The 21374-nt window shown below is 66.4% G+C and carries 20 protein-coding genes and 1 tRNA gene; 6 read left to right on the top strand and 15 right to left on the bottom strand.

Features of this window, described 5'->3' with window-relative positions; genetic code table 11:
- Position 1: 1 nt before the first annotated feature.
- The 12 genes from QFZ83_RS07285 to QFZ83_RS07230 form a co-directional block, all read right to left on the bottom strand.
- Positions 2-613, bottom strand: coding sequence for an NADH-quinone oxidoreductase subunit C (locus QFZ83_RS07285; protein WP_013542411.1), 612 nt, complete (start codon positions 611-613; stop codon positions 2-4).
- 13 nt (positions 614-626) lie between these two features.
- Positions 627-1106 (bottom strand): NADH-quinone oxidoreductase subunit B family protein, encoded by a 480-nt coding sequence (locus QFZ83_RS07280; protein ID WP_007837763.1) that lies wholly within the window; start codon positions 1104-1106, stop codon positions 627-629.
- Between the two features lie 15 nt (positions 1107-1121).
- Positions 1122-1481 carry an NADH-quinone oxidoreductase subunit A gene (locus QFZ83_RS07275; RefSeq protein WP_041943881.1) on the bottom strand — a complete coding sequence of 120 codons (360 nt, stop codon included), beginning with the start codon at positions 1479-1481 and terminating at the stop codon, positions 1122-1124.
- A 67-nt stretch (positions 1482-1548) separates the two neighbouring features.
- Positions 1549-1633: transfer RNA gene (locus tag QFZ83_RS07270), tRNA-Leu, on the bottom strand.
- 118 nt (positions 1634-1751) lie between these two features.
- Positions 1752-2162, bottom strand: coding sequence for a preprotein translocase subunit SecG (gene secG, locus QFZ83_RS07265; RefSeq protein WP_013542413.1), 411 nt, complete (start codon positions 2160-2162; stop codon positions 1752-1754).
- Between the two features lie 37 nt (positions 2163-2199).
- On the bottom strand, positions 2200-2964 hold the full coding sequence (gene tpiA / locus QFZ83_RS07260) for a triose-phosphate isomerase (RefSeq protein ID WP_307504410.1): 765 nt from the start codon (positions 2962-2964) through the stop codon (positions 2200-2202).
- 17 nt (positions 2965-2981) lie between these two features.
- The gene (locus QFZ83_RS07255) at positions 2982-3980 is read right to left on the bottom strand and encodes an NAD(P)H-quinone oxidoreductase (protein WP_307504406.1); all 999 of its coding nucleotides are present in this window, start codon (positions 3978-3980) and stop codon (positions 2982-2984) included.
- An 88-nt stretch (positions 3981-4068) separates the two neighbouring features.
- The gene (gene pnp / locus QFZ83_RS07250) at positions 4069-6396 is read right to left on the bottom strand and encodes a polyribonucleotide nucleotidyltransferase (RefSeq protein WP_307504403.1); all 2328 of its coding nucleotides are present in this window, start codon (positions 6394-6396) and stop codon (positions 4069-4071) included.
- A gap of 205 nt (positions 6397-6601) precedes the next feature.
- Complete coding sequence (rpsO, locus tag QFZ83_RS07245) at positions 6602-6868, bottom strand: 30S ribosomal protein S15 (RefSeq protein ID WP_007837783.1); 267 nt, start codon at positions 6866-6868, stop codon at positions 6602-6604.
- A gap of 89 nt (positions 6869-6957) precedes the next feature.
- Positions 6958-7887, bottom strand: a complete 930-nt coding sequence (locus tag QFZ83_RS07240; protein WP_307504401.1) for a DMT family transporter — start codon at positions 7885-7887, stop codon at positions 6958-6960.
- Between the two features lie 84 nt (positions 7888-7971).
- Entirely contained in the window at positions 7972-9144 is a 1173-nt protein-coding gene (locus QFZ83_RS07235) for a pyridoxal phosphate-dependent aminotransferase (protein ID WP_307504397.1), read from the bottom strand.
- A gap of 15 nt (positions 9145-9159) precedes the next feature.
- A complete protein-coding gene (locus tag QFZ83_RS07230) occupies positions 9160-10452 on the bottom strand; it encodes a branched-chain amino acid ABC transporter substrate-binding protein (protein WP_307504393.1) in 1293 nt (430 codons plus the stop codon).
- Between the two features lie 124 nt (positions 10453-10576).
- Here QFZ83_RS07230 and QFZ83_RS07225 point away from each other — a divergent pair, with 124 nt between their 5' ends.
- Complete coding sequence (locus tag QFZ83_RS07225; protein WP_306878843.1) at positions 10577-10948, top strand: Hsp20/alpha crystallin family protein; 372 nt, start codon at positions 10577-10579, stop codon at positions 10946-10948.
- Positions 10949-11032: 84 nt separating this feature from the next.
- Here the strand turns inward: QFZ83_RS07225 and tsaD are convergent, their stop codons facing one another.
- Positions 11033-12094: a tRNA (adenosine(37)-N6)-threonylcarbamoyltransferase complex transferase subunit TsaD gene (gene tsaD, locus QFZ83_RS07220; protein ID WP_307504390.1), complete on the bottom strand. Its 1062-nt coding sequence runs from the start codon at positions 12092-12094 to the stop codon at positions 11033-11035.
- Between the two features lie 93 nt (positions 12095-12187).
- Here tsaD and QFZ83_RS07215 point away from each other — a divergent pair, with 93 nt between their 5' ends.
- The 4 genes from QFZ83_RS07215 (at position 12188) to QFZ83_RS07200 (ending at position 16791) form a co-directional block, all read left to right on the top strand.
- A complete protein-coding gene (locus QFZ83_RS07215; protein ID WP_306878845.1) occupies positions 12188-13465 on the top strand; it encodes a nitrate regulatory protein in 1278 nt (425 codons plus the stop codon).
- A 341-nt stretch (positions 13466-13806) separates the two neighbouring features.
- A complete protein-coding gene (locus QFZ83_RS07210) occupies positions 13807-15051 on the top strand; it encodes a CmpA/NrtA family ABC transporter substrate-binding protein (RefSeq protein WP_306878846.1) in 1245 nt (414 codons plus the stop codon).
- A gap of 13 nt (positions 15052-15064) precedes the next feature.
- Positions 15065-15985: a nitrate ABC transporter permease gene (gene ntrB / locus QFZ83_RS07205; RefSeq protein ID WP_306878847.1), complete on the top strand. Its 921-nt coding sequence runs from the start codon at positions 15065-15067 to the stop codon at positions 15983-15985.
- Positions 15982-16791, top strand: a complete 810-nt coding sequence (locus QFZ83_RS07200; protein ID WP_306878848.1) for an ABC transporter ATP-binding protein — start codon at positions 15982-15984, stop codon at positions 16789-16791. The genes ntrB and QFZ83_RS07200 overlap by 4 nt, the downstream gene beginning before the upstream one ends.
- 25 nt (positions 16792-16816) lie before the next feature.
- Here QFZ83_RS07200 and QFZ83_RS07195 read toward each other — a convergent pair whose 3' ends face one another.
- On the bottom strand, positions 16817-18097 hold the full coding sequence (locus QFZ83_RS07195) for an ANTAR domain-containing protein (RefSeq protein WP_307504386.1): 1281 nt from the start codon (positions 18095-18097) through the stop codon (positions 16817-16819).
- 269 nt (positions 18098-18366) lie between these two features.
- On the opposite strand from QFZ83_RS07195, the gene QFZ83_RS07190 reads away from it, so the two are divergent.
- The gene (locus tag QFZ83_RS07190) at positions 18367-19632 is read left to right on the top strand and encodes a nitrate/nitrite transporter (RefSeq protein ID WP_307504382.1); all 1266 of its coding nucleotides are present in this window, start codon (positions 18367-18369) and stop codon (positions 19630-19632) included.
- 17 nt (positions 19633-19649) lie between these two features.
- Here QFZ83_RS07190 and QFZ83_RS07185 read toward each other — a convergent pair whose 3' ends face one another.
- Positions 19650-21356: a bifunctional protein-serine/threonine kinase/phosphatase gene (locus QFZ83_RS07185; protein WP_307504379.1), complete on the bottom strand. Its 1707-nt coding sequence runs from the start codon at positions 21354-21356 to the stop codon at positions 19650-19652.
- Positions 21357-21374: the final 18 nt, after the last annotated feature.

The following is a 21374-nucleotide window of genomic DNA, read 5'->3' as shown; positions in this document are numbered from 1 at the left end:
ATCAGTGCAAACCGCCGCCGTAGTTGTCTTCGCGGATCACGCGCGGCGTGATTTCTCGCGGCTCGATCGATACCGGCTGGTACACGACGCGCTTCTGTTCTTCGTCGTAACGCATCTCGACGTGACCCGACACCGGGAAGTCCTTGCGGAACGGGTGGCCGATGAAGCCGTAGTCGGTCAGGATGCGGCGCAGGTCGTCATGGCCGTCGAACACGATGCCGTAGAGGTCAAATGCTTCGCGCTCGAACCAGGTGGCGGCGTTCCAAACGGGCTGGAGCGAATCGACCACGGGCAGGTCTTCGTTCGGCGCGAACACCTTCAGGCGCACGCGCTGATTGAGCGTGACCGACAGCAGGTGCGAGACCACGCCGTAGCGCTCGCCTTGCCACTCGCCTTCGCGGTAGTCGGAATAGTCCATGCCGCAGAGGTCGATCAATTGCTCGAAGCGGCAGCCGGGCGCATCGCGCAGCAGCGTGGCGGCTTCTATGTAGTCGGCGGCGCTCACCACGACAGTCACCTCGCCCAATGCGAGCGTCACGCTCTTGGCCTTGGCGCCGAGCGTCTCGGTGATGGTGGCGCGCAGCACCTCCGGCGAAATTGCAAAGTCAGTCATCGTCGGCAATCTCTCAGGCGCGGGCAATGGTGTTGGTGCGGCGAATCTTCTGCTGCAACTGGATCACGCCGTAGAGCAATGCCTCGGCGGTGGGCGGGCAACCCGGAACATAGACGTCGACCGGCACGATGCGGTCGCAGCCGCGCACAACCGAATAGCTGTAGTGGTAGTAACCACCGCCATTGGCGCACGAGCCCATCGAGAGCACCCAGCGCGGCTCGGGCATCTGGTCGTAGACCTTGCGCAGCGCCGGCGCCATCTTGTTGCACAGCGTGCCGGCCACGATCATCAGATCAGACTGGCGCGGGCTGGGACGGAACAGCATGCCGAAACGATCGATGTCGTAGCGGGCAGCGCCCGCGTGCATCATTTCGACCGCACAGCATGCGAGGCCGAAGGTCATCGGCCAGAGAGATCCGGTCTTCGCCCAATTCACCACCGAATCGTAGGTGGTGGTGACGAAACCTTCTTTGAGAACGCCTTCAATGGCCATCGTGTGCTTTCCTTGTCATTCCCAGTCGAGCGCGCCTTTTTTCCACTCGTAGATGAAACCTACGACGAGGATGGCGAGAAAGATCATCATGGCCCAGAAGCCGACAGCACCGATCTCCTTGAGCGCAATGGCCCACGGGAAGAGAAAGGCAATTTCGAGATCGAACAGGATGAAGAGAATGGCGACGAGGTAATAGCGCACGTCGAACTTCATGCGCGCATCCTCGAAGGCTTCGAAGCCGCACTCGTAGGGAGCGTTCTTCGCAGCGTCTGGCCGATTGGGGCCGAGGATGTATCCGATGACTTGGGGGGCGACGCCTACGCCGACTCCGACCAAAATGAACAAAAGGACGGGAAGGTAGGAATCGAGGTTCATCGAGAAATTTTCACCGCTTGCCACCGGCAAGAAGAACCTCTGGATGAGGTTTTCTGCCGATGAGATTTGGTGCGGTCGGCGAGACTCGAACTCGCACAGCTTTCGCCACTACCCCCTCAAGATAGCGTGTCTACCAATTTCACCACGACCGCGGTTTTTGCTGTTCAGATGGCATGAGGTACCGGTTAAGGCATTTGGCTTTCTGAACAGCTTTAGAGTTTACCCTGAAATACAGCCGTTTCTCGGGACGACTGCATGAAAACGACTGGATTACTTGTTCGGAATCTGACCGGCGCCCGAAACGGGTGCGGCAGGTGCCGATGCAGGTGCGCTCGGAGCGCCCGCACCAGGGATTTCGCCTGCCGCGCCAGATGCCGGCTTGGCAGGTGCAGCGGGCGTGCCCACGGCCGCGCGCTCGAGGAGACTGCCGCCGCCCGCAGGACGCGCATGGCTGAAGTACGCAAGCAGCAACGTGCATGCGAAGAACACCGCAGCCAGCACAGCCGTGGTGCGCGAGAGAAAGTTTGCGCTGCCGCTGGCACCGAACAGGCTGCCGGCGCTGCCGCTGCCGAAGGCGGCGCCCATGTCGGCACCCTTGCCGTGCTGGACCAGGATCAGGCCGATCATCGCCAGGGCCGCCAGCATTTGCACGCCGACCAGAAGGTTGAGGACCACGTTCATTCGTTCTTACTCCTAATTGATAACAGCCGTTGCGCGTTCAGCGCGCAGCGGCAGAAATGATCTGCAGAAAGTCGGGGGCCTTGAGCGATGCACCACCGATGAGGCCGCCGTCGATGTCGGCCTGCGCCAGCAGTTCGGCGGCATTGGCCGCGTTCATGCTGCCGCCGTAAAGAATGCTGATGCCGGCAGCGTGCTCGCTCGCTGCGTGATGCAACTGCGCACGCAGCACGGCATGCACTGCCTGCGCTTGCTCTGGCGAAGCCGTCTTGCCGGTGCCGATGGCCCAGACCGGCTCGTAAGCCACAACGATTTCGCTGATGCAGTGGCCATTCACATGGATCACCGCTGCCAGCTGGCGCTTGACGACTTCTTCGGTCTGCCCTGCTTCGCGCTCGGCCAGCGTCTCGCCGACGCAAACGATCGGCGTGATGCCGTTGGCCAATGCGGCAGCCGCCTTCGCGGCCACCGTCTCGTCGGTTTCGCCGTGGTACTGCCGACGCTCGGAATGACCGACGATGGCATAGCGCACGCCGAAATCCTTCAGCATCGCCGCCGATTGCTCACCGGTGAACGCGCCTTGCGGATGCGCCGAAACATCCTGCGCACCGAGCGCCAGCGACGGCGTACCCGCCAGCAGCGATTGCAGTTGGGCGAAATACGGTGCCGGCGCGCACAGCGCGACATCGCAAGCAGCCGGGCTTGCCGCCAAGCCCTGCTGCAGAGCCTTTACCAGCGCCTCGTTGGCAGCCAGGCCACCATTCATCTTCCAGTTGCCGGCGATCAGTTTCTTCTTGGTTGTCATCGCGTTGTTCGTCGTTGTCACCATGTCAGCACGATCTTGCCGATGTGCTGGTTCGATTCCATCAGCGTGTGAGCCTGGGCTGCGCCACTGGGTTCACCCGCCGCCGCAAAAGTGCTGTGGATCACGGGCTTGATCGCGCCGCTTTCGAGCAGCGGCCAGACCTTCTCGCGCAATGCCCTGGCAATCGCGCCCTTGAACGCCACCGGCCGGGGCCGCAGCGTCGAGCCGGTGATCGTCAGGCGCCTGCGCAGCACGAGGCCCGCATTGATCTGCGCCTTCACGCCGCCCTGCACCGCGATGATCACGAGCCGGCCGTCTTCGGCCAGACACTCGATCTCGCGCGCCACGTAGTCGCCCGCCACCATGTCGAGGATCACGTCCACGCCCTTGCCACCCGTGAGTTCCTTCGCCTTTTCGACGAAGTCGCTCGTGCGGTAGTTGATGGCTTGGTCGGCACCGAGCTTCTTGCAGGCTTCGCACTTGTCGTCGCTGCCGGCCGTGACGATCACCGTTGCGCCCAACGCCTTGGCAATCTGGATCGCCGTGACGCCGATGCCGCTCGAGCCGCCCTGGATCAGCAGCGTTTCGCCCTTTTGCAAACGTCCGCGCTCGAACACATTGCTCCAGACGGTGAAGAAGGTCTCGGGCAGCGAAGCTGCGTCGACATCGCTCCAGCCCTTGGGCACCGGCAGGCATTGCGCCACAGGCGCCACGCACAGCTCGGCGTATCCACCACCGGCAATCAGCGCGCAGACACGGTCACCGACCTTGAAGCCCGCTTCGGCCAACGCCGCGGCGTCGCCCGACACGATCTCGCCGGCCACTTCGAGGCCCGGCAGATCGGACGCGCCCGGCGGCACCGGATAGTGGCCCATCCGCTGCAGCACGTCGGGCCGGTTGACGCCACTGGCCGCGACGCGAATCAGCAGTTCGCCCGCACCCGCCACGGGATCGGGACGATCGGCCACGCGCAGCACCTCAGGGGCGCCGTACGAAGTGATTTCAATGGCTTTCATGGTCTTTCGGCCTCCAACGCCCGCAGTGGGGCGCAGCTGGTTGTTCAAAAGATAGCAACGGCAGGGAAAACCTGCCGTTGCGCCCTTCTTACTCCTGAGGCTCGCGCGGGGCTTGCGACTGTTGCTCGTCGGCCGGAGCCTGCTGCTGGTCGTTGCGCGGTTGCTGTTGCTGGTCGTTGAAGCGCGGGGCGCGCTCGCCACGATCACCACCACGGTCGCCGCCGCGATCGCCACGGTCCGAACGTTCGCGGCGGTCGCCGCCACGGTCGCCGCGATCGCCACGGTCTTCACGCGGCGGACGCTCGCTGTATTCCATGCCGGCCGGACGCTCGGTCAGGGCCTTCATGGACAGCTTGACGCGTCCCTTTTCGTCCGTTTCCAGAACCTTGACCTTCACGATCTGGCCTTCGCTCAGATAGTCAGTCACCTTCTCGACGCGTTCGTGCGCGATCTGGCTGATGTGCAGCAGGCCATCCTTGCCGGGCAGCAGGTTGATGAGCGCGCCGAAGTCCAGGATCTTGGTGACCGGGCCTTCGTAGACCTTGCCGATTTCGACTTCGGCGGTGATCTGTTCGATGCGCTTCTTGGCGAGTTCAGCCTTTTCCGGATCGGTCGAGGCGATGGTGATGGTGCCGTCTTCGTCGATGTTGATCGTCGTGCCGGTCTCTTCCTGCAGGCCACGGATGACCGAGCCGCCCTTGCCGATCACGTCGCGGATCTTCTCGGGGTTGATCTTCAGCGTGGTCAGGCGCGGTGCGAAGCTGGAGACTTCGGCCTTGGCCTCGCCCATGGCTTCCTGCATCTTGCCCAGGATGTGCATGCGCGCTTCCTTGGCTTGCGCCAGTGCGACCTGCATGATTTCCTTGGTGATGCCCTGGATCTTGATGTCCATCTGCAGCGCGGTGATGCCGTTGGTGGTGCCCGCAACCTTGAAGTCCATGTCGCCCAGGTGATCTTCGTCGCCCAGGATGTCGGTCAGCACCGCGAAGCGGTTGTCTTCCTTGATGAGGCCCATGGCGATGCCGGCCACGTGCGCCTTCATCGGCACGCCGGCGTCCATCATCGAGAGGCAGCCGCCGCAGACCGAAGCCATCGACGAGGAGCCGTTCGACTCGGTGATTTCAGACACGACGCGCACGGTGTACGGGAATTCTTCCTTGGTCGGCAACACGGCGACGAGCGCGCGCTTGGCCAGGCGGCCGTGGCCGATTTCGCGGCGCTTGGTCGAACCCATGCGGCCCACTTCGCCGGTGGCAAAGGGAGGCATGTTGTAGTGGAACAGGAAGCGGTCTTCGTACTCGCCGGCCAGCGCGTCGATGCGCTGCGCGTCGCGTTCGGTGCCGAGCGTGGTGATGACCAGCGCCTGCGTTTCACCGCGCGTGAACAGGGCCGAACCGTGAGTGCGGGGCAGCACCGAGTTGCGGATTTCGATGGGGCGCACGGTGCGCGTGTCGCGGCCGTCGATGCGGGGTTCGCCCGAGAGGATCTGGCTGCGAACGATCTTCGATTCGATCGAGAACAGCAGGTCGTTGACCTTACCGGCGTCGAAAGGCTCGCCGCTTTCCTTCAGCGATGCCATCACGCTGGCATTGGCTTCGCGGAGAGCCTGCGTGCGGGCTTGCTTGCTGCGAATTTGATAGACAGCGCGCAGCTTTTCTTCGGCCAGGCCCTTGACCTTGGCGACGAAGGCTTCGTCTTCGGCCGGCGCTTGCCAGTCCCACACCGGCTTGCCGGCGTCGCGCACGAGGTCATGGATCGCGTTGATCGCAATGCCGGCCTGTTCATGGCCGAACACCACGCCGCCGAGCATGATTTCTTCGCTCAGTTGCTGGGCTTCGGACTCGACCATCAGCACGGCGGCTTGCGTGCCGGCGACGACGAGGTCCATCTGCGAATCCTTGCGGGCCGTCTGGCCCGGATTCAGCACGTACTGGCCGTTGATGTAGCCCACGCGGGCGGCGCCGATCGGGCCGCTGAAGGGGATGCCGGAGATCGACAGAGCAGCGCTCACGCCGATCATGGCGGCGATGTCGGCGTCGACTTCGGGGTTAAGCGACACGGTGTGGATGACCACGTGCACTTCGTTCAGGAAGCCTTCGGGGAACAGCGGGCGAATCGGACGGTCGATCAGGCGGCTGGTCAGCGTTTCGTGTTCGCTTGGCTTGGCTTCGCGCTTGAAGAAGCTGCCGGGGATCTTGCCCGCGGCGTAAGTCTTCTCGATGTAGTCGACGGTCAGCGGGAAGAAGTCCTGGCCCGGCTTGGCGGACTTGGAGGCGACCACGGTCGCCAGGATCACGGTGCCATCGATGTCGACCAGCACGGCGCCATTGGCCTGGCGGGCGACTTCGCCCGTTTCCATGACGACGGTCTTGTCGCCCCACTGGAAGGACTTGGTGACTTTGTTGAAGAGGCTCATGTTTGCTCCTGTTTTAGTAGCGAACCACACAGGGTTCGCAAGGGGCGGAGGCTTCTCAGAACACGATGCCATTCCAGCGAAGCTCGGGGAGAACTTCATTGGAATGACACAGCTTCGCTCTGTTTTGGCACTCCGAAAGTGGATCGCGAAGTAAAAAACGCCTGAGCTAGCGGACTAACCCAGGCGTTTTTTCATGCGATTCGATTTACTTGCGCAGACCCAGCTTGGCGATCAGCGCGGTGTAACGGTCGGCGTCCTTGGACTTGAGGTAGTCCAGGAGCTTGCGGCGGCGGCTCACCATGCGCAGCAGACCGCGACGGCCGTGGTGGTCCTTGGCGTGGGTCTTGAAGTGGGGGGTGAGCTCGTTGATACGGGCGGTCAGCAGTGCGACTTGCACTTCGGGGCTGCCGGTGTCGTTGGCGGCGCGGGCGTTGTCTTTGACGACTTCGGCCTTGATGGAGGCTGCGATCATGTTGAATTTCCTTGTTCCGGGATGTTTGACTTGCGGTGAGCGCTGGAACTGCCCTCACCGTGCGCCTTGCGGCATGCAAAGCCTCGGGATTATAGCTCGGCGGGCCGGAGGGGGCTTTCGGGGCGTTTTCCACCCCGTCCATCGAGCGAAGCCAGCCCCACGGCACCCAGCACGCAGGCCGCTCCGCCGATCTGAGCGAGGCTGATACTTTCACCCAACCAAAGCGCCGCCAGTATCAGCGCCGAAACCGGCAGCAGCGCCGTGAAGAGCGCCGCCTCCGCCCCCTTCAGCCTGGCCGATCCGGCAAACCAGAGCACGAAACCCAGCACCGTCGGCACCAGCGCGTAGTAGGCGACACCGATCAGGGCATCGTTCGGCAACGGCTGCTCCCAGGGCCGCTCGAACAGCGCCGGCACCAGCGACAGCAGGAGCCCGAAGGCCGTCATCAGCGTCGACAGCGCCAACGGCCGCACCGGCACCCGCAGGCGCTTATTGAGCAGGATGAACATCGCCTCGCAGACTACCGCGCCCAGCACCAGCAGGTTGCCGATCATCGCGGACGGCGATTTCGAGCCCGTCACGGCGCCCTCCCCCGGCCAGCTGATCGCCAGCACGCCCGCCGTCGCCAGCACGATGCTGCCCACCAGGTAGCGCCCAGGCCGCTCGCGCAGCGCCAGCACCGCCACCAGCGCAGCGACAGCCGGCAGCGTCCCCGCCACCACGCCGGCACTGGCAGCCGGCGCCCACCGCACGCCCAGGATCAGCAGCACCGTGTAGCCGACGCTTCCCAGCCCGGCCTGGCACAAGAGCAGCACCAGATCACGCCGATCAGGCCGCGGCCACGGCGAGCGCGTCACCCGCAACAGCAAAAGAAACACAGGCAGCGCCATCGCAAACCGCAGCGCCGTCGCGGTAAACGGCGGCAGGCCGCCCGCAATCACCTTGCTGGCGACCACCGTGCTGCCCACCGTGACCATCGCCAGCGCGCACAGCACCATTCCCTTGATTCGTTCCGACATGCACGACCTTTCGCTCTCGAAGAAAGGCCAAGCTTCGCGGGCTGCTCGCCCCGCGTATTGAACGAAATTGCAGACGGGGCCGGATCAGCCCTTGCGCTGCGGCTGCGCCGCCAGCCAGTTGCGCAGCCGCTCCACGCCCTGCACCAGTCGCTGCGGGTCTTTCGACGCAAAGCACCAGCGCAGCCAGCCTTGGGCTTCCGGCGCAAAGGCATTGCCCGGTGCAAGCCCCAGACCCGCTTCGACCACCAGCCGCTTGGCGACATCGAGCGAATCGCCGAAGCCTTCGAGCCGGAAGAAGGCGTACATGCCGCCCTTGGCGGGCGCCACCTGCACGCCGGGCACCGCGGCCAGCAGCGGCACCAGCGTGTCGCGGCACAGCTTCAGGTGCGCGACCACGCGCGGCGTGATCTCCGCGGTGTGCGCGATCGCCGCGATGGCGGCGCGCTGCGTGAACACGCTGGCACACGAGGTGTTGAACTCGATCAGCTTGCCGATGCCATCGACCATCGCGGGCGGCAGCACCAGCCAGCCGAGGCGCCATCCGGTCATGAGGAAGCTCTTCGAGAAACTGTGCGTCACGACGAGCCGGTCGTCGGGCTTCGAGATGTCGAGAAAGCTCGGCGCGCAGCTGTTCGGCGAAGGCTCGAAGTAGAGCCGCTCGTACACCTCGTCGGCGAGGATCCAGGTGCCCGTCTCGCGGCAATGGTCGAGCACGGCCTGCTGCTCGTCGCGCGTCATCGTCCAGCCCGTGGGGTTGTTCGGCGCGTTGACGATCAGGAGCTTCGTCTTCGGTGTGACCGCCGCGCGCAGCGCGGGCAGATCGAGCGTCCACTGCCCTTGCACCGGCACCAGCGGTACCGATCGCACATGCGCCCCCATGATCGCCGGCTGCACCGTGAGGTTGGGCCACACCGGCGTCACCGCGACCACGTCGTCGCCCGCCTCGACCAGCGCCTGCACCGCAAGCATCAGTGCGCTCACGCCGCCCGAAGTGACCGCGATGCGCGACGCATCGACCGCCGGATGCAGCGCGCTGGTGTAGCGCGCAATCGCCTCGCGCAGTTCGGGCAAGCCGAGGTTGTGGGCATAGAAGGTCTCGCCGCGCTGCAGCGATTCGATGGCAGCCTGACGGATCACCTCGGGCGTGACCTCGTCGCTTTCGCCGAACCAGAAGGCGAGCACATCGTCCCGGCCCAAACCGGCATTGGCCACCTCACGGATCTTGGAGGCTTCGAGGTTGTGAATGGCTTCACGCATCTGCTGTTGTCCTGTTCATGAGGGTCGTTTCATCTTGCACGAAGTCGGCAGTTCGGCGCGCTCCGGGGCAATCGTCTTGATCACGCGGAAGCCGTAGCCCGAGCCCTCGACATCGAACTGCACGCCGGGCTTGCCCTGCCGGTCCATTACGCCGACCACGAGCTGCTGCTGGAACTGGTGGTCCGCCGCGCGCATGCGGCCGCGCTGGCCGTACAGGCTCACGTCGGCCTGCTCCAGCGCGCGCGCCACGGCCACTGCATCGACGCTGCCCGCCCGCTCGACGGCCTGCGCGAGCGACTCCACCAGCAGCTGCATCCGCATGTGCACATAGTCGTCCGCGGGCTTCGGAAAGCGCGCACGGAACGCGCGATAGAACGCCTCCGACTGCGCGGTCTGCACGTTCGGCAGCCAGTCGGCCACGGCCACCACGCGGCCGATGCCCGCATCGCCGATGGCCGCGGGCGCGCCGAGCGCGTTGCCGTAGAAGGTATAGAAACTGCCGTTGAAGCCCGCCTCGCGCGCCGCCTTCACGAGCAGCGTGAGGTCGTTGCCCCAGTTGCCGGTGAACACCGCCTGTGCGCCGCTCGCGAGGATCTTGGTGGCGTAGGGCGCGAAGTCCTTCACCTTGCCCATCGGGTGCAGTTCGTCGCCGACGATTTCCACATCTGTCCGCTGCACGCCGAGCTGCCGTCGCACCTCGCGCAGCACCGCTTGGCCGAAGCTGTAGTCCTGCCCGATCAGGTAGGCGCGCTTGAGCGCCGCGTCGTCCTTCACCACGTCCATCAGCGCGGCCACGCGCATGTCGGCGTGGGCGTCGAAGCGGAAGTGCCAGAAGCTGCAGCGCTCGTTGGTGAGCACCGGATCGACCGCCGCGTAATTCAGGAAGATCACGCGCCTTGCCGGGTCGCGCTCGTTGTTCTTGTCGATGGCATCGACCAGCGCCGCAGCGGTGGCCGACGAGTTGCCCTGCAGGACGATGCGCGCACCGTCGTCCATGGCCGCGCGCAATGCGGAGAGCGCCTCCTCGTTCTGGCCCTTGCTGTCGTAGCGGTCCAGCTGCAGCGGACGCGCACCGCCCGGAAGCTTCACGCCGCCGCGCGCATTGACGCGCTCCACCGCCCACAAGAGGTTGCGGAACACCGCTTCGCCCGTGTTCGCGAAGGGCCCGCTCATGCTCTCGATCAACGCAAGCCGGATGGGCGCGGGCGGCACGGACGAGGTTTGCGCGAGCCCGGCGAAGGGGCTCGCGCATAGCGCCAGCGCCGCGAATTTCAAGGCCTGGCGGCGCCAAATAAAGGGGGGAGTCATCGTCTTGAAACGCGTGCGGCTGCGCCTAGATGAGGTGTCAAGCGGCACTCAGGATTGAATGGCCGCGCAGTGTAAGGGACACACATTCCTTGTCCCCATTGTGTTCATTCAGGAGCTTTCCATCATGTTTTTCGCACCCACCGTCCGCACCACCCGCTTCGTTCCCCGCTCGTACGACCGTGCCTTCGAGCGCTTCGTGAACGACGCCTTCGCCGCACCCCGCCGCTCGCCGCTGGTGGAGCAGGACGACAAGAGCTGGACTCTCTCGCTCGACGTGCCGGGCCTCTCGCGCGAAGACCTCGCGATCAGCCTCGAAGGCGCCGTGGTCCGCATCGACAGCAAGGCCGAAGCCAAACGCCAGTTCAAGGCCGCCTACGAACTGCCGCTGGACATCGATGCCGCAGCGAGCGAAGCCAAGCTGGAAAACGGCGTGCTCACGCTGAAGCTGGGCAAGCTGGTTCCGGTGAGCCAGGCGTCGCAACTGCAGATCAACTAAGGCGGCCAGGACTGGCCGTATGTACGGCCAGGCTTTGATGCGACGTGCCGCCCTGCCTTTGCAGGGCGGCACGCGTTGCTTTCTTTACACCGCCTCGGGCAGCGGCTGAGCCTCGGCGGTCAGCGAGGCCATCGGCCATCGCGGCTTGACGTCGAAGGCGTAGCGCGCGCTGGCCTGCGACAGGCCAGATTGAAGGCGCATCGCGGCGGCCATGGCGATCATGGCGCCGTTGTCGGTGCACAGGTGCAGCTCGGGGTAGTGCACGCGCACCTTGCGCTTTGCGCACGCCGCATTCAGTTGCTCACGCAAATTCTTGTTCGCGCCCACGCCACCGGCCACCACCAGGCGTTTGAGCCCGGTCTGATCGAGCGCGGTGAGCGATTTCTTCAGCAGCACCTCGACGATGGCCGCCTGCGTGGACGCCGCCAGATCGGCCTTGTTCGCCTCGAGCTGGTCGCCGAGCTTCTTGGCCTGTGTGAGCACCGCGGTCTTCAGGCCCGCAAACGAAAAATCGAGATCGCCGCTGTGCAGCAGCGGCCGCGGCAGCTTGAATGCCGTCGCGCTACCGCCTTCGGCCAGCTTCGCGAGCCACGGGCCGCCGGGGTATGGCAGGCCCATGAGCTTGGCGCTCTTGTCGAACGCTTCGCCCGCCGCATCGTCGATGGTTTCGCCGAGCAGCTCGTAGCGGCCCACGCCGTCGACCCGCATCAGCTGCGTGTGACCACCCGACACCAGCAGCGCGACGAACGGAAATTCGGGCGGATCGGCACTCAGGAACGGCGACAGCAGATGCCCTTCGAGGTGATGCACGCCCAGCACCGGCTTGCCGAGCGCCACGCCCAATGCGCAGGCTACGCCAGCGCCCACCAGCAATGCGCCCGCAAGCCCCGGCCCGCGCGTATAGGCCACCACGTCGATTTCTTTCAGCGAGCGCCCGGCCTCGGCCATCACGGCTTCAGTGAGGGGCAGCACGCGACGGATGTGGTCGCGGCTGGCCAGTTCGGGCACCACGCCGCCGTAGGCCTGGTGCATGGCGATCTGGCTGTGCAGTGCATGCGAAAGCAGCACCGGCAGCGCGTCGCCGTGCGATTCGACCAGCGCCACGCCGGTCTCGTCGCAGGATGATTCGATTCCCAACAAGAGCATGCGGCGAGTGTAGGTGGCGCCTGCAGGCGACGCCCGCAAAGGGGCAAGGCACGGATGTTGCAGCGACGGTGTGCGTCCCCTTCCCCACCCACCATGAAATCCGGCCTGCACTTCCTCATCGCCGCCCGCCAGTGCGAAATCGACGAGCTCGACCAGCTCGCCCGCACCAGCGAGCTGGTCGGCCTGATCGGCCGGTTGGTGCATGCGCTGCAGCGCGAGCGCGGCATGTCGAACGTGTTCCTCGCCTCGCGCGGCCAGCGCTTTGCCGACCAGCGCGATCCGCAGATTGCCGAATGCCAAGCGCTCGAGGAGGCGGTGCGCAACGGCTTCGACCAACTGGAGACCGAGGCCCGCCAACGTGCCAGTGCCGGTAACAGCGCACGCCTGTTCAGCCGCATCGCCTGGGTGCTGCCGGGGCTGGACGCCCTGCCCGCGCTGCGCGCGCGCGTCGGCGCACTGGAACTCGCGCCGGCGCAATCGACCGCGGCCTTCGCCAAGCTCGTCGCCGGCCTGCTGGCCGTGGTGTTCGAGGCGGCCGACGGCGCCACCGACCCCGAGATCTCGCGCCTCCTGGTCGCGATGTTCAACTTCATGCAGGGCAAGGAGTTCGCGGGCCAGGAGCGCGCCTTCGGCGCCGCCACGCTGGCGCTGGGCCGCAGCAACGAGGCGCAGCGTGTGCAGTGGCTGCACCTCATCGAATCGCAGGAGCGCTGCTTTCACGTCTTCACCGATTTCTCGAGCGACGAGGTGCTGGTGCTGTGGCGCGAAAGCGAGGCCGACGCCACCATGGCCGAGCTCGAGCGCCTGCGCCGCATCGGCACCACGCTGGCCGCGGCGCCGGACGCGCAATACAGCCAGCTGAGCCAGGACTGGTTCGACTGCTGTACCCGCCGCATCGACGCGATGCGCAGGGTCGAAGACCGCCTCGCCGCCGACCTGCGCGCCCTCTGCAACCGCAAGACCGCGCAGGCGCGCACCGACCTGGAGGCCTACCAGCAACTGCTCGGCACGCTGGCACCGCAGTCCGGCGGCGCCCTGTTCTTCGACGATGCAGGCACCCAGGCCGTGGCCCCCGCCCCGTACGGGCGCGGGCTGGAGCGCTCGGTGCTCGACATGGTCCAGGAGCAGTCGCAGCGCCTGCAGGCCATGAGCGACGAACTCCAGACCGTGCGCGCCTCGCTCAACGAGCGCAAGGTGGTCGAACGCGCCAAGGGCCTGCTGATGGCGCATCGGCGCCTGAGCGAGGACGAGGCCCACAAGATGCTGCGCCAGACCGCCATGAACCAGAAGCGCCGGCTGGTCGACGTGGCGGAGTCGATGCTCGCCATGGCCGACTACCTGCCGATGCCGGACGCCCGCACGCCGCGCTGAGCGCGTTTCAACTTGGTGCAATGCACAAAAACGTGCTTTGGCCTGATGCCGGCGTCCAGCAGAGCTCCCGCCTTCGCACACCGTGCACCAGAGCTACTTTTTCGATAGCACCGCACATCCCACGATTACTGGCACGCAGTTTTGCATAGGTGAGTACATAAGACCTTCGTGGTCTACAGGCAGGCGGCACCCAACGGCGGGTGTCTCCCACCGAACCGGACAAAGGCGTCCCCATCCCGCAAGGGCTCGTTCGCGAGCAGCCCCTGCGCGGTCGGGACGCCTTTTTTGTTTTTCGCTTCTGCTTTTTTTGTTTGTTCGTTCTTCAACCGGAGCCCGCCCTCATGACCGACCTGCTGAAAACCCGTCTCAGCCGCCGCCGCGTACTGCAAGCCGCCGCCATCGGCGCCGTGGGCATCGACCCCGCCCTGCGCGCCGCCGTCTGGGCCCAGGGCTCCGACAAGCCAGAAAAAGAAGAAGTGAAGATCGGCTTCATCCCTCTGACCGATTGCGCCAGCGTCGTGATGGCCTCGGTGCTCGGCATCGACAAGAAGTACGGCGTGAAGATCGTCCCCAGCAAGGAAGCCAGCTGGGCCGGCGTGCGCGACAAGCTCTCCAACGGCGACATCGACATGGCGCACGTGCTCTACGGCCTGGTCTACGGCATGCACCTGGGGCTGAGCGGCCCGAAGAAGGACATGGCCGTGCTCATGACCCTCAACAACAACGGCCAGGCGATCACGCTCTCGAAGAAGCTCTCCGACAAAGGCGCTGTCGATGCGGCCTCGCTCGCCAAGCTCATCGCCACCGAGAAGCGCGAATACACCTTCGCCCAGACCTTCCCCACCGGCACGCATGCGATGTGGCTCTATTACTGGCTCGCCTCGGCCGGCATCGACCCGTTCAAGGACGTGAAGAACATCACCGTGCCGCCCCCGCAGATGGTGGCCAACATGCGCGTGGGCAACATGGACGGCTACTGCGTGGGCGAGCCCTGGGGCCAGCGCGCGATCATGGACGGCATCGGCATCACCGCCATCACCACGCAGGACATCTGGAAGGACCACCCCGAGAAGGTGCTCGGCTGCACCGCCGAGTTCACGAAGAAGTACCCCAACACCGCACGCGCCGTGACCGCAGCGATCCTCGAAGCCAGCAAGTGGATCGACACCGGCCTGCAGAACAAGAACAAGATGGCCGAGACCATCGCCGACAAGAGCTACGTCAACACCAGCGTGGACGCGATCAACCAGCGCATCCTGGGCCGCTACACCAACGGCCTCGGCAAGAGCTGGGACGACCCGAACCACATGAAGTTCTACAACGGCGGCGCGGTGAACTTCCCGTACCTCTCGGACGGCATGTGGTTCCTCACCCAGCACAAGCGCTGGGGCCTGCTGAAGGAGCATCCGGACTACCTGAAGGTGGCCACCGAGATCAACCGCATCGACATCTACAAGCAGGCCGCCGCCGCCACGCAGACGCCCGTGCCCAAGGACGTGATGCGCACCAGCAAGCTCTTCGACGGCTCCGTGTGGGACGGCAAGGACCCGAAGAAGTACGCCGAGTCTTTCAAGCTGCATGTCTGAGGAGAAACGCACCATGGTCAGCGCTGTATTTCACTCTCCGCTCGAAGCGGCCGCATCGCAGGCGCCGGCACCTGCCGCGGCCAGGCCCGTGGCACCCGCGCCCGCAGTCGTGGCGGCCCCTGCGCCCGAGCCCCGCACCCGCACGCCCATCGACCTGCGCGCCTTCTGGATGCGCGTGCTCCCGCCGCTCGCAGGCTTCGGCCTGCTGCTCTTGATCTGGGAGCTGGTCGCCATGAAGAGCACCACCGGCTTTCCCACACCGCTCGCCACCTGGCAGCAGGCGCTCACCGTGTTCAGCGATCCGTTCTACAGCAAGGGGCCGAACGACCAGGGCGTTGGCTGGAACGTGCTCTCGTCGCTGCAACGCGTGGCGCTGGGCTTCGGGCTCGCGGCGCTGGTCGGCATTCCGGCAGGCTTCGCGATCGGGCGCTTCGAGTTCCTCGCACGCATGTTCAACCCGCTGATCAGCCTGATGCGCCCGGTGTCACCGCTCGCGTGGCTGCCCATCGGCCTTTTGGTGTTCAAGGGCGCCAACCCTGCTGCGATCTGGACCATCTTCATCTGCTCGATCTGGCCGATGGTCATCAACACCGCCGTCGGCGTGCAGCGCGTGCCGAGCGACTACATGAACGTGGCGAAGGTGCTCAATCTTTCCGAATGGAAGATCCTCACCAAGATCCTCTTTCCCGCCGTGCTGCCCTACATGCTCACCGGCGTGCGCCTCGCGGTAGGCACCGCGTGGCTGGTGATCGTCGCGGCCGAGATGCTGACCGGCGGCGTGGGCATCGGCTTCTGGGTGTGGGACGAGTGGAACAACCTCAACGTCGCCAACATCATCATCGCGATCTTCGTGATCGGCATCGTCGGGCTGGTGCTGGAGTTCGCGCTCATCAAGCTGGCAACCGCATTCACGTTCGAAGAGGTGAAGTCATGAACGACGACAGCAAGTACATCGAGATCCGCGACGTCGAGCAGCGCTTCAGGACGGCCAAGGGGAGCTTCCTCGCGCTGCGCGACATCAACCTGAACGTTGCCAAGGGCGAGTTCATCACGCTCATCGGGCACTCGGGCTGCGGCAAGTCGACGCTCTTGAACCTGATCGCCGGGCTGACGACGCCGACGCAAGGCGTGCTGCTGTGCGCGAACCGCGAAATCAAAGGGCCTGGCCCTGAACGCGCCGTCGTGTTCCAGAACCACTCGCTGCTGCCCTGGCTCACCTGCTTCGAGAACGTGTACCTCGCGGTCGAGCGCGTGTTCGCCGCCACCGAGAGCAAGGCACAACTGCGCCAGCGCACCGATGCAGCGCTCGCGCTGGTGGGCCTCACGCCTGCCGCGCAGAAGCGCCCCGGCGAAATCTCCGGCGGCATGAAGCAGCGCGTGGGCATCGCACGCGCGCTGTCGATGGAACCCAAGGTGCTGCTGATGGACGAGCCCTTCGGCGCGCTCGACGCCCTCACCCGCGCCAAGCTGCAGGACGAGCTGCTCGCCATCGTGCAGAAGACGCACAGCACCGTCGTCATGGTCACGCACGACGTCGACGAGGCCGTGCTGCTGAGCGACCGCATCGTGATGCTCACCAATGGCCCGGCCGCCACCATCGGCGACGTGCTGGCGGTGGACATCGCACGCCCGCGCAACCGCGTCGAGCTGGCGGAAGACCCGGCCTATGTGCATGCGCGCAAGGCGGTGATCGATTTCCTCTACACGCGCCAGGCGCATGTGGAGAAGGTCGCGGCCTGACCCAGCAGGTACCGCACAACCGGCTTCAGGACATGATGACCTGCAGGCTGTGCTCGTACCAACCCGTGAGGCGCTCGAAGGTGTCGACGAGCGCTTCGCTGGAGCGAACCAGCGTGGCGCGACCTTCAGGACTGTCCAGCGCCTGCACACCGCCGACCAGGCGCAGCCATTCGTCGCGCGCAGTCACCAAGCCGGCGCGGATCTCGGGTGAACTGAGGGGCGCGCGCTCCAGTTCCACGAGCGCGGCTTCGAACTCGTTCATGGTCGGCAGCAGCCGGTCGCGCGAGGCGGTTGCGGCAAGCGTCGAAGCCAGCAACGCATCCTTCGCCAGCCGCTGCGCCCGCATGCGTTGCCGCCCGCAGATGTTGACGATGCGCAGCGCGCGCCGTGCGCCCGAAGCTTCCAGCGCCTCCGTCATCGCTTCGGCCGCGAGCAGCAAGGCCTCGCCGCGCGCATCGATCTCCGCGAGCCCCTGCGACGTGGGCTTCACGGGCAGCGCCGTACTCAATCCGTTCCATGCCGCCTGCACCTCGGCAAGCGCACGCACGCCGGCAGTGCCCAGATCGAGGGCCGACAGGTGATCCAGGTTCTGCTGCACCCGCTCGGTGGATTGCGTGCGCAGGACCCGCGCGCGCTGCACGTCGATGCCGGCGAGCAGCTGCGCCGCTACGCGCACCAGCCGCTGCGACAGCATCCGCAGTTGCCCCGCGCGGTTGATCGCCTCGGCCCACTGCGCGGCCTCGATGACCGAGCGAGACACTTCGCCCAGCCGCAGGTTGGCGTGCATCGCGGCGCCGCGCAGCAGGCCGAAGGCCTCGTCCTCGCCGATGCCGCGCGCGGACATCAACAGGCCCTTGGCGCGATCGACCCACTTGCGCTCGTCCATGCGGGTGCGCAGGTTGTCGAGCTCGGTGCGCAGCGCGGTTTCGCGCGTCCAACGGGCCTGCGCGCGGGCCAGCAATGCGGGAATCGACAGCGCATCGAGCGGCGCCCATGCATGCACGCCGAGCGCAACCAACGCCTCGTGCTGCGCGCCCTCCAGCGGCGCACCGGCCACGCTCACCGCGCAGGGCGGCACGCCGTTCCAGATCTGCAGCGCATCCCGCAACGCCTGCAGCTGCGCCGCATCGGGCAGGCAGGCCAGCACCTGTTGCGGTGCGAGCGCACCGGCTTGCTGCACCAGCGTGCGGCAAGTGGCGCGCCCGATCACCGTGGCGCCGGCATCCGTGAGCCCCTGGTGCAGTGGCTCCGGCAAGGGCGCGGGGGCCTCGAATTCATTGGGCAGGACGAGAAGAAGGGAAGTCATGGCGGGGTGTCGGAAGGCACGGCAAGCATAGGCCACGCCTGCGCGCGCCCCCGTGGAATTTCGCGGGCACGCCTCTTGCAACGAAGGGGATGCGGTGTAACGAAGCACCGCTTTGGTGAGGCTGCAGGCTCCTGCAACCCGTCCGGCCATGCACAGGCCGGGCACACCCCCACGCCGACAGCGTCCGCTGCCGGCACCCCGACCCCAACCCTGTCCGTCGACACGACCCTTCCAAGGTCGCGCCGCGGCTTTTTGCACCTTTGAACACCATGTCCGGTTTCAGGAATTTCTTGCAGTCAGGCCACAGTCCCACGCTGTTCGCGGCGTTCCTGTACTTCTCGTTCTCCTGCTGCATCTGGGTGCTCAACGGCGCCATGGCGCCCTTCATCGGCGAGACATTCGACCTCTCGCCCGCGCAGAAGGGCCTGATGCTCTCGGTGCCGATCATCGCGGGCGCGCTCATGCGCTTTCCGCTCGGCATCCTCTCGCAGTACATCGGCCGCAAGAAGGCCACGCTGGTCGAGATGGGCCTCATCGCGGTGGCGATGCTGTTCGGCTTCTTCTTCGTCAAGAGCTTCAACGACCTGCTCGCCATGGGCGTGCTGCTGGGCATTGCCGGCGCGAGCTTCGGCGTGGCGCTGTCGCTGGGCTCGGGCTGGTTCCCGCCGCAGCACAAGGGCCTCGCAATGGGCCTGGTGGGCGCGGGCAACGTGGGCACGGCGGTGTCGGTGCTGGTGGCGCCGCCGCTGGCGCTGTGGCTGGGCTGGCAGGCGGTGTACGGCGTGGCCGCGGTCGCGATCCTGATCCCGATGGTCGTCATGGTGATCTTTGCCAAAGAGCCGCCCGACGTCGACAGCCACGCGAGCTTCCGCGAACACATCGCCTGCCTCTTCGAGAAAGACGGCTGGGTCTTCAGCCTGATCTACGGCGTGACCTTCGGCGGCTTCATCGGCCTCACCACCTTCCTGCCCTCGTACTACTACGACCAGTTCGGCGTGAGCAAGGTGCAGGCGGGCCAACTCACAATGCTCGCGGCCTTCATGGGCGCGGCGGTACGCATCGTGGGCGGCTGGCTCTCCGACCGCTGGGGCGGCGTGAACACGCTCACCGTGGTGCTGCTGGTGGTGGCCGTGGGTCTCGTGCTCGTCGGCTTTTCCGCAGGCTCGCTGGCGCTCACCACGCTGCTGCTGATCGTGTGCTTCGCCGCGCTGGGCGCGGGCAACGGCGCGCTGTTCCAGCTGGTGCCGCTGCGCTGGCCGCTGAGCACCGCGGTGGCCGGCTCGATGATCGGCGAGATCGGCGCGCTCGGCGGCGGCCTCGTGCCCAACGCGATGGGCCTGTCGAAGCAGTACCTGGGCAGCTACACCTGGGGCTTCGTTTTCTTCGGCGCGCTCTCGCTGGCGATGCTGGGCGTGATGCGCGTCATGCAGATCCGCTGGACGCGCACCTGGGCCGAAAAAGGTGGTCGCGCGCGCACTTCACCGGCTCCCGCTTCCACGACCTATACCGCTCCGCGAAAGGCCGCCCGGCCATGAGCTTCTTCCGTTCGTCCTCAACGTGGCAGGAAGAGCAGCCACACCACGAGCAGTGCGTTGAACAGCAACGACACGCCGAGGGCGATCTTGTAGAGCATGACCGGGTCGCGGCGCGCGAGCGGCGTGGCCATGGGCGCACCGACGGGGCGCGAGGCGCCGCGCTCCAGCGCGAGCAGCATTTCCTCGGCGGTCTCGAAGCGCTCCCTCGGATCGCGGGCGACGGCCTTGCGCACGAGATGGTCGAGCCACACCGGCACATCGGGCCGCAGCCGCGAGAGCGCGACCGGATCGCGCCGGTAGCGCGCCACCTGGTAGGGCTCGATCTCGCCGTAGGGCAGGTGCCCGCCGAGCCACTGGTACAGCGTGGCGCCGAGCGCGAACAGGTCACTGCCCGCATCGGCCACACCGCCCTCCTCCCACTGCTCGGGATTGATGTAGCTAGGCGTGCCTGCATGCAGCTCGCGCTGCGCCGCGCCTTCGCGTCCGGACAGCGCCACGCCCAGGTCGAGGATGCGCCAGCGCCCGTCGTCGCCCAGGTGCAGGTTGCCGGGCTTGATGTCCCGGTGCACCACGCCGTGGCGGTGCAGCCGGCCGAGCGCCTTGGTCACCTCGATGGCCGCGGCGACCACCTCGGCCACCGTGCCGCGCGCGCCGGATTTGCGCATCTGCTCCAGCGTGCGGCCGCCGTGCCAGTCGAACACGATGTAGAGCGCGCTCGCGTTCTCGGCGCGTTCGTGCACGCGCACGAAACCGCCGCCCTCACCGACGCGCTGGCCCAGCCAGGCTTCGTGCGCGAGCATCGCGCGCTCCTGCGGGTCGCTGGCGCGCGAGGGGTGCAGCGTCTTGAGCGCGACCAGCCCGCGCGTGGCCGGATGGCGTGCCTGGTAGAGCAGGTGCACGCCGGTGTCGGCCACCAGGCCAGTGACGACATAACCGTCGAGCACGTCGCCCACCTTCAGCAAGGGCGGGGGCGCGAGCCGGCGGCCGTCGCCGAGTTCGTCGTCGAGCTGTCGCGCATCAAGGCCGACGACGCGGATCACCAGCGCGGTCGCGTTGTCGCGCGTGCCGGCGTCGAGCGCCGCATTCACCAGCGCCTCGCTCGCCGCTTCGGCATCGCCCTGCAATGCGAGCGCAGCCACCTGCTGCGGCTTGAGCACGCCGTGCACCCCGTCGGAAGTCAGCACGAAACAATCGCCCACGCGAACGTCGCCCTGCGCGTAGTCGACGCGCACCTGGTCGTCCAGGCCGATGGCGCGCGTGAGCCGGCTGCGCATGTCGGGATGCTCGAAGGCGTGGTCCGCCGTGAGTGGCACGGCCGCCTCGCCATCGGCGCGCACGCGCCAGGCGCGCGTGTCGCCCACGTGCGCCAGCGTGTAGCTCTGGCCGTGCAGCACCAGGGCAGTGAGCGTGGTGAGTGCGGTCGCGCTGCCCGCGCGGCGCCGGTTGTGGTCGGCGAGCCAGGCGTTCTGCGCGCCGATCAGGCGGTCGAGCGCGGCAGTCGGCTCCCAGGTGTCGGGCGTGGCGAAGTAGTCGGCCAGGAGGCCCATCACCGTGGTCTGCGCCGCCTCCAGGCCACGCCCGCCGGTGGACACGCCATCGGCGATCGCCGCGATGAACCCGCGCGCCTCGTCGCCGCGCGGCGCATGCACGGCACCGGCGAAGTCTTCGTTCACCTCGCGGGGTCCGCGCAGGCTGCTGTAGCCGATGTCCACTTCAAAGCTCATGGCGCGATTCTCCACGCG

The organism is Variovorax sp. W1I1 (assembly GCF_030815625.1).
Taxonomy (GTDB): Bacteria; Pseudomonadota; Gammaproteobacteria; order Burkholderiales; family Burkholderiaceae_C; genus Variovorax; species Variovorax paradoxus_C.
This window is presented reverse-complemented; position numbering and strand designations above follow the sequence as displayed.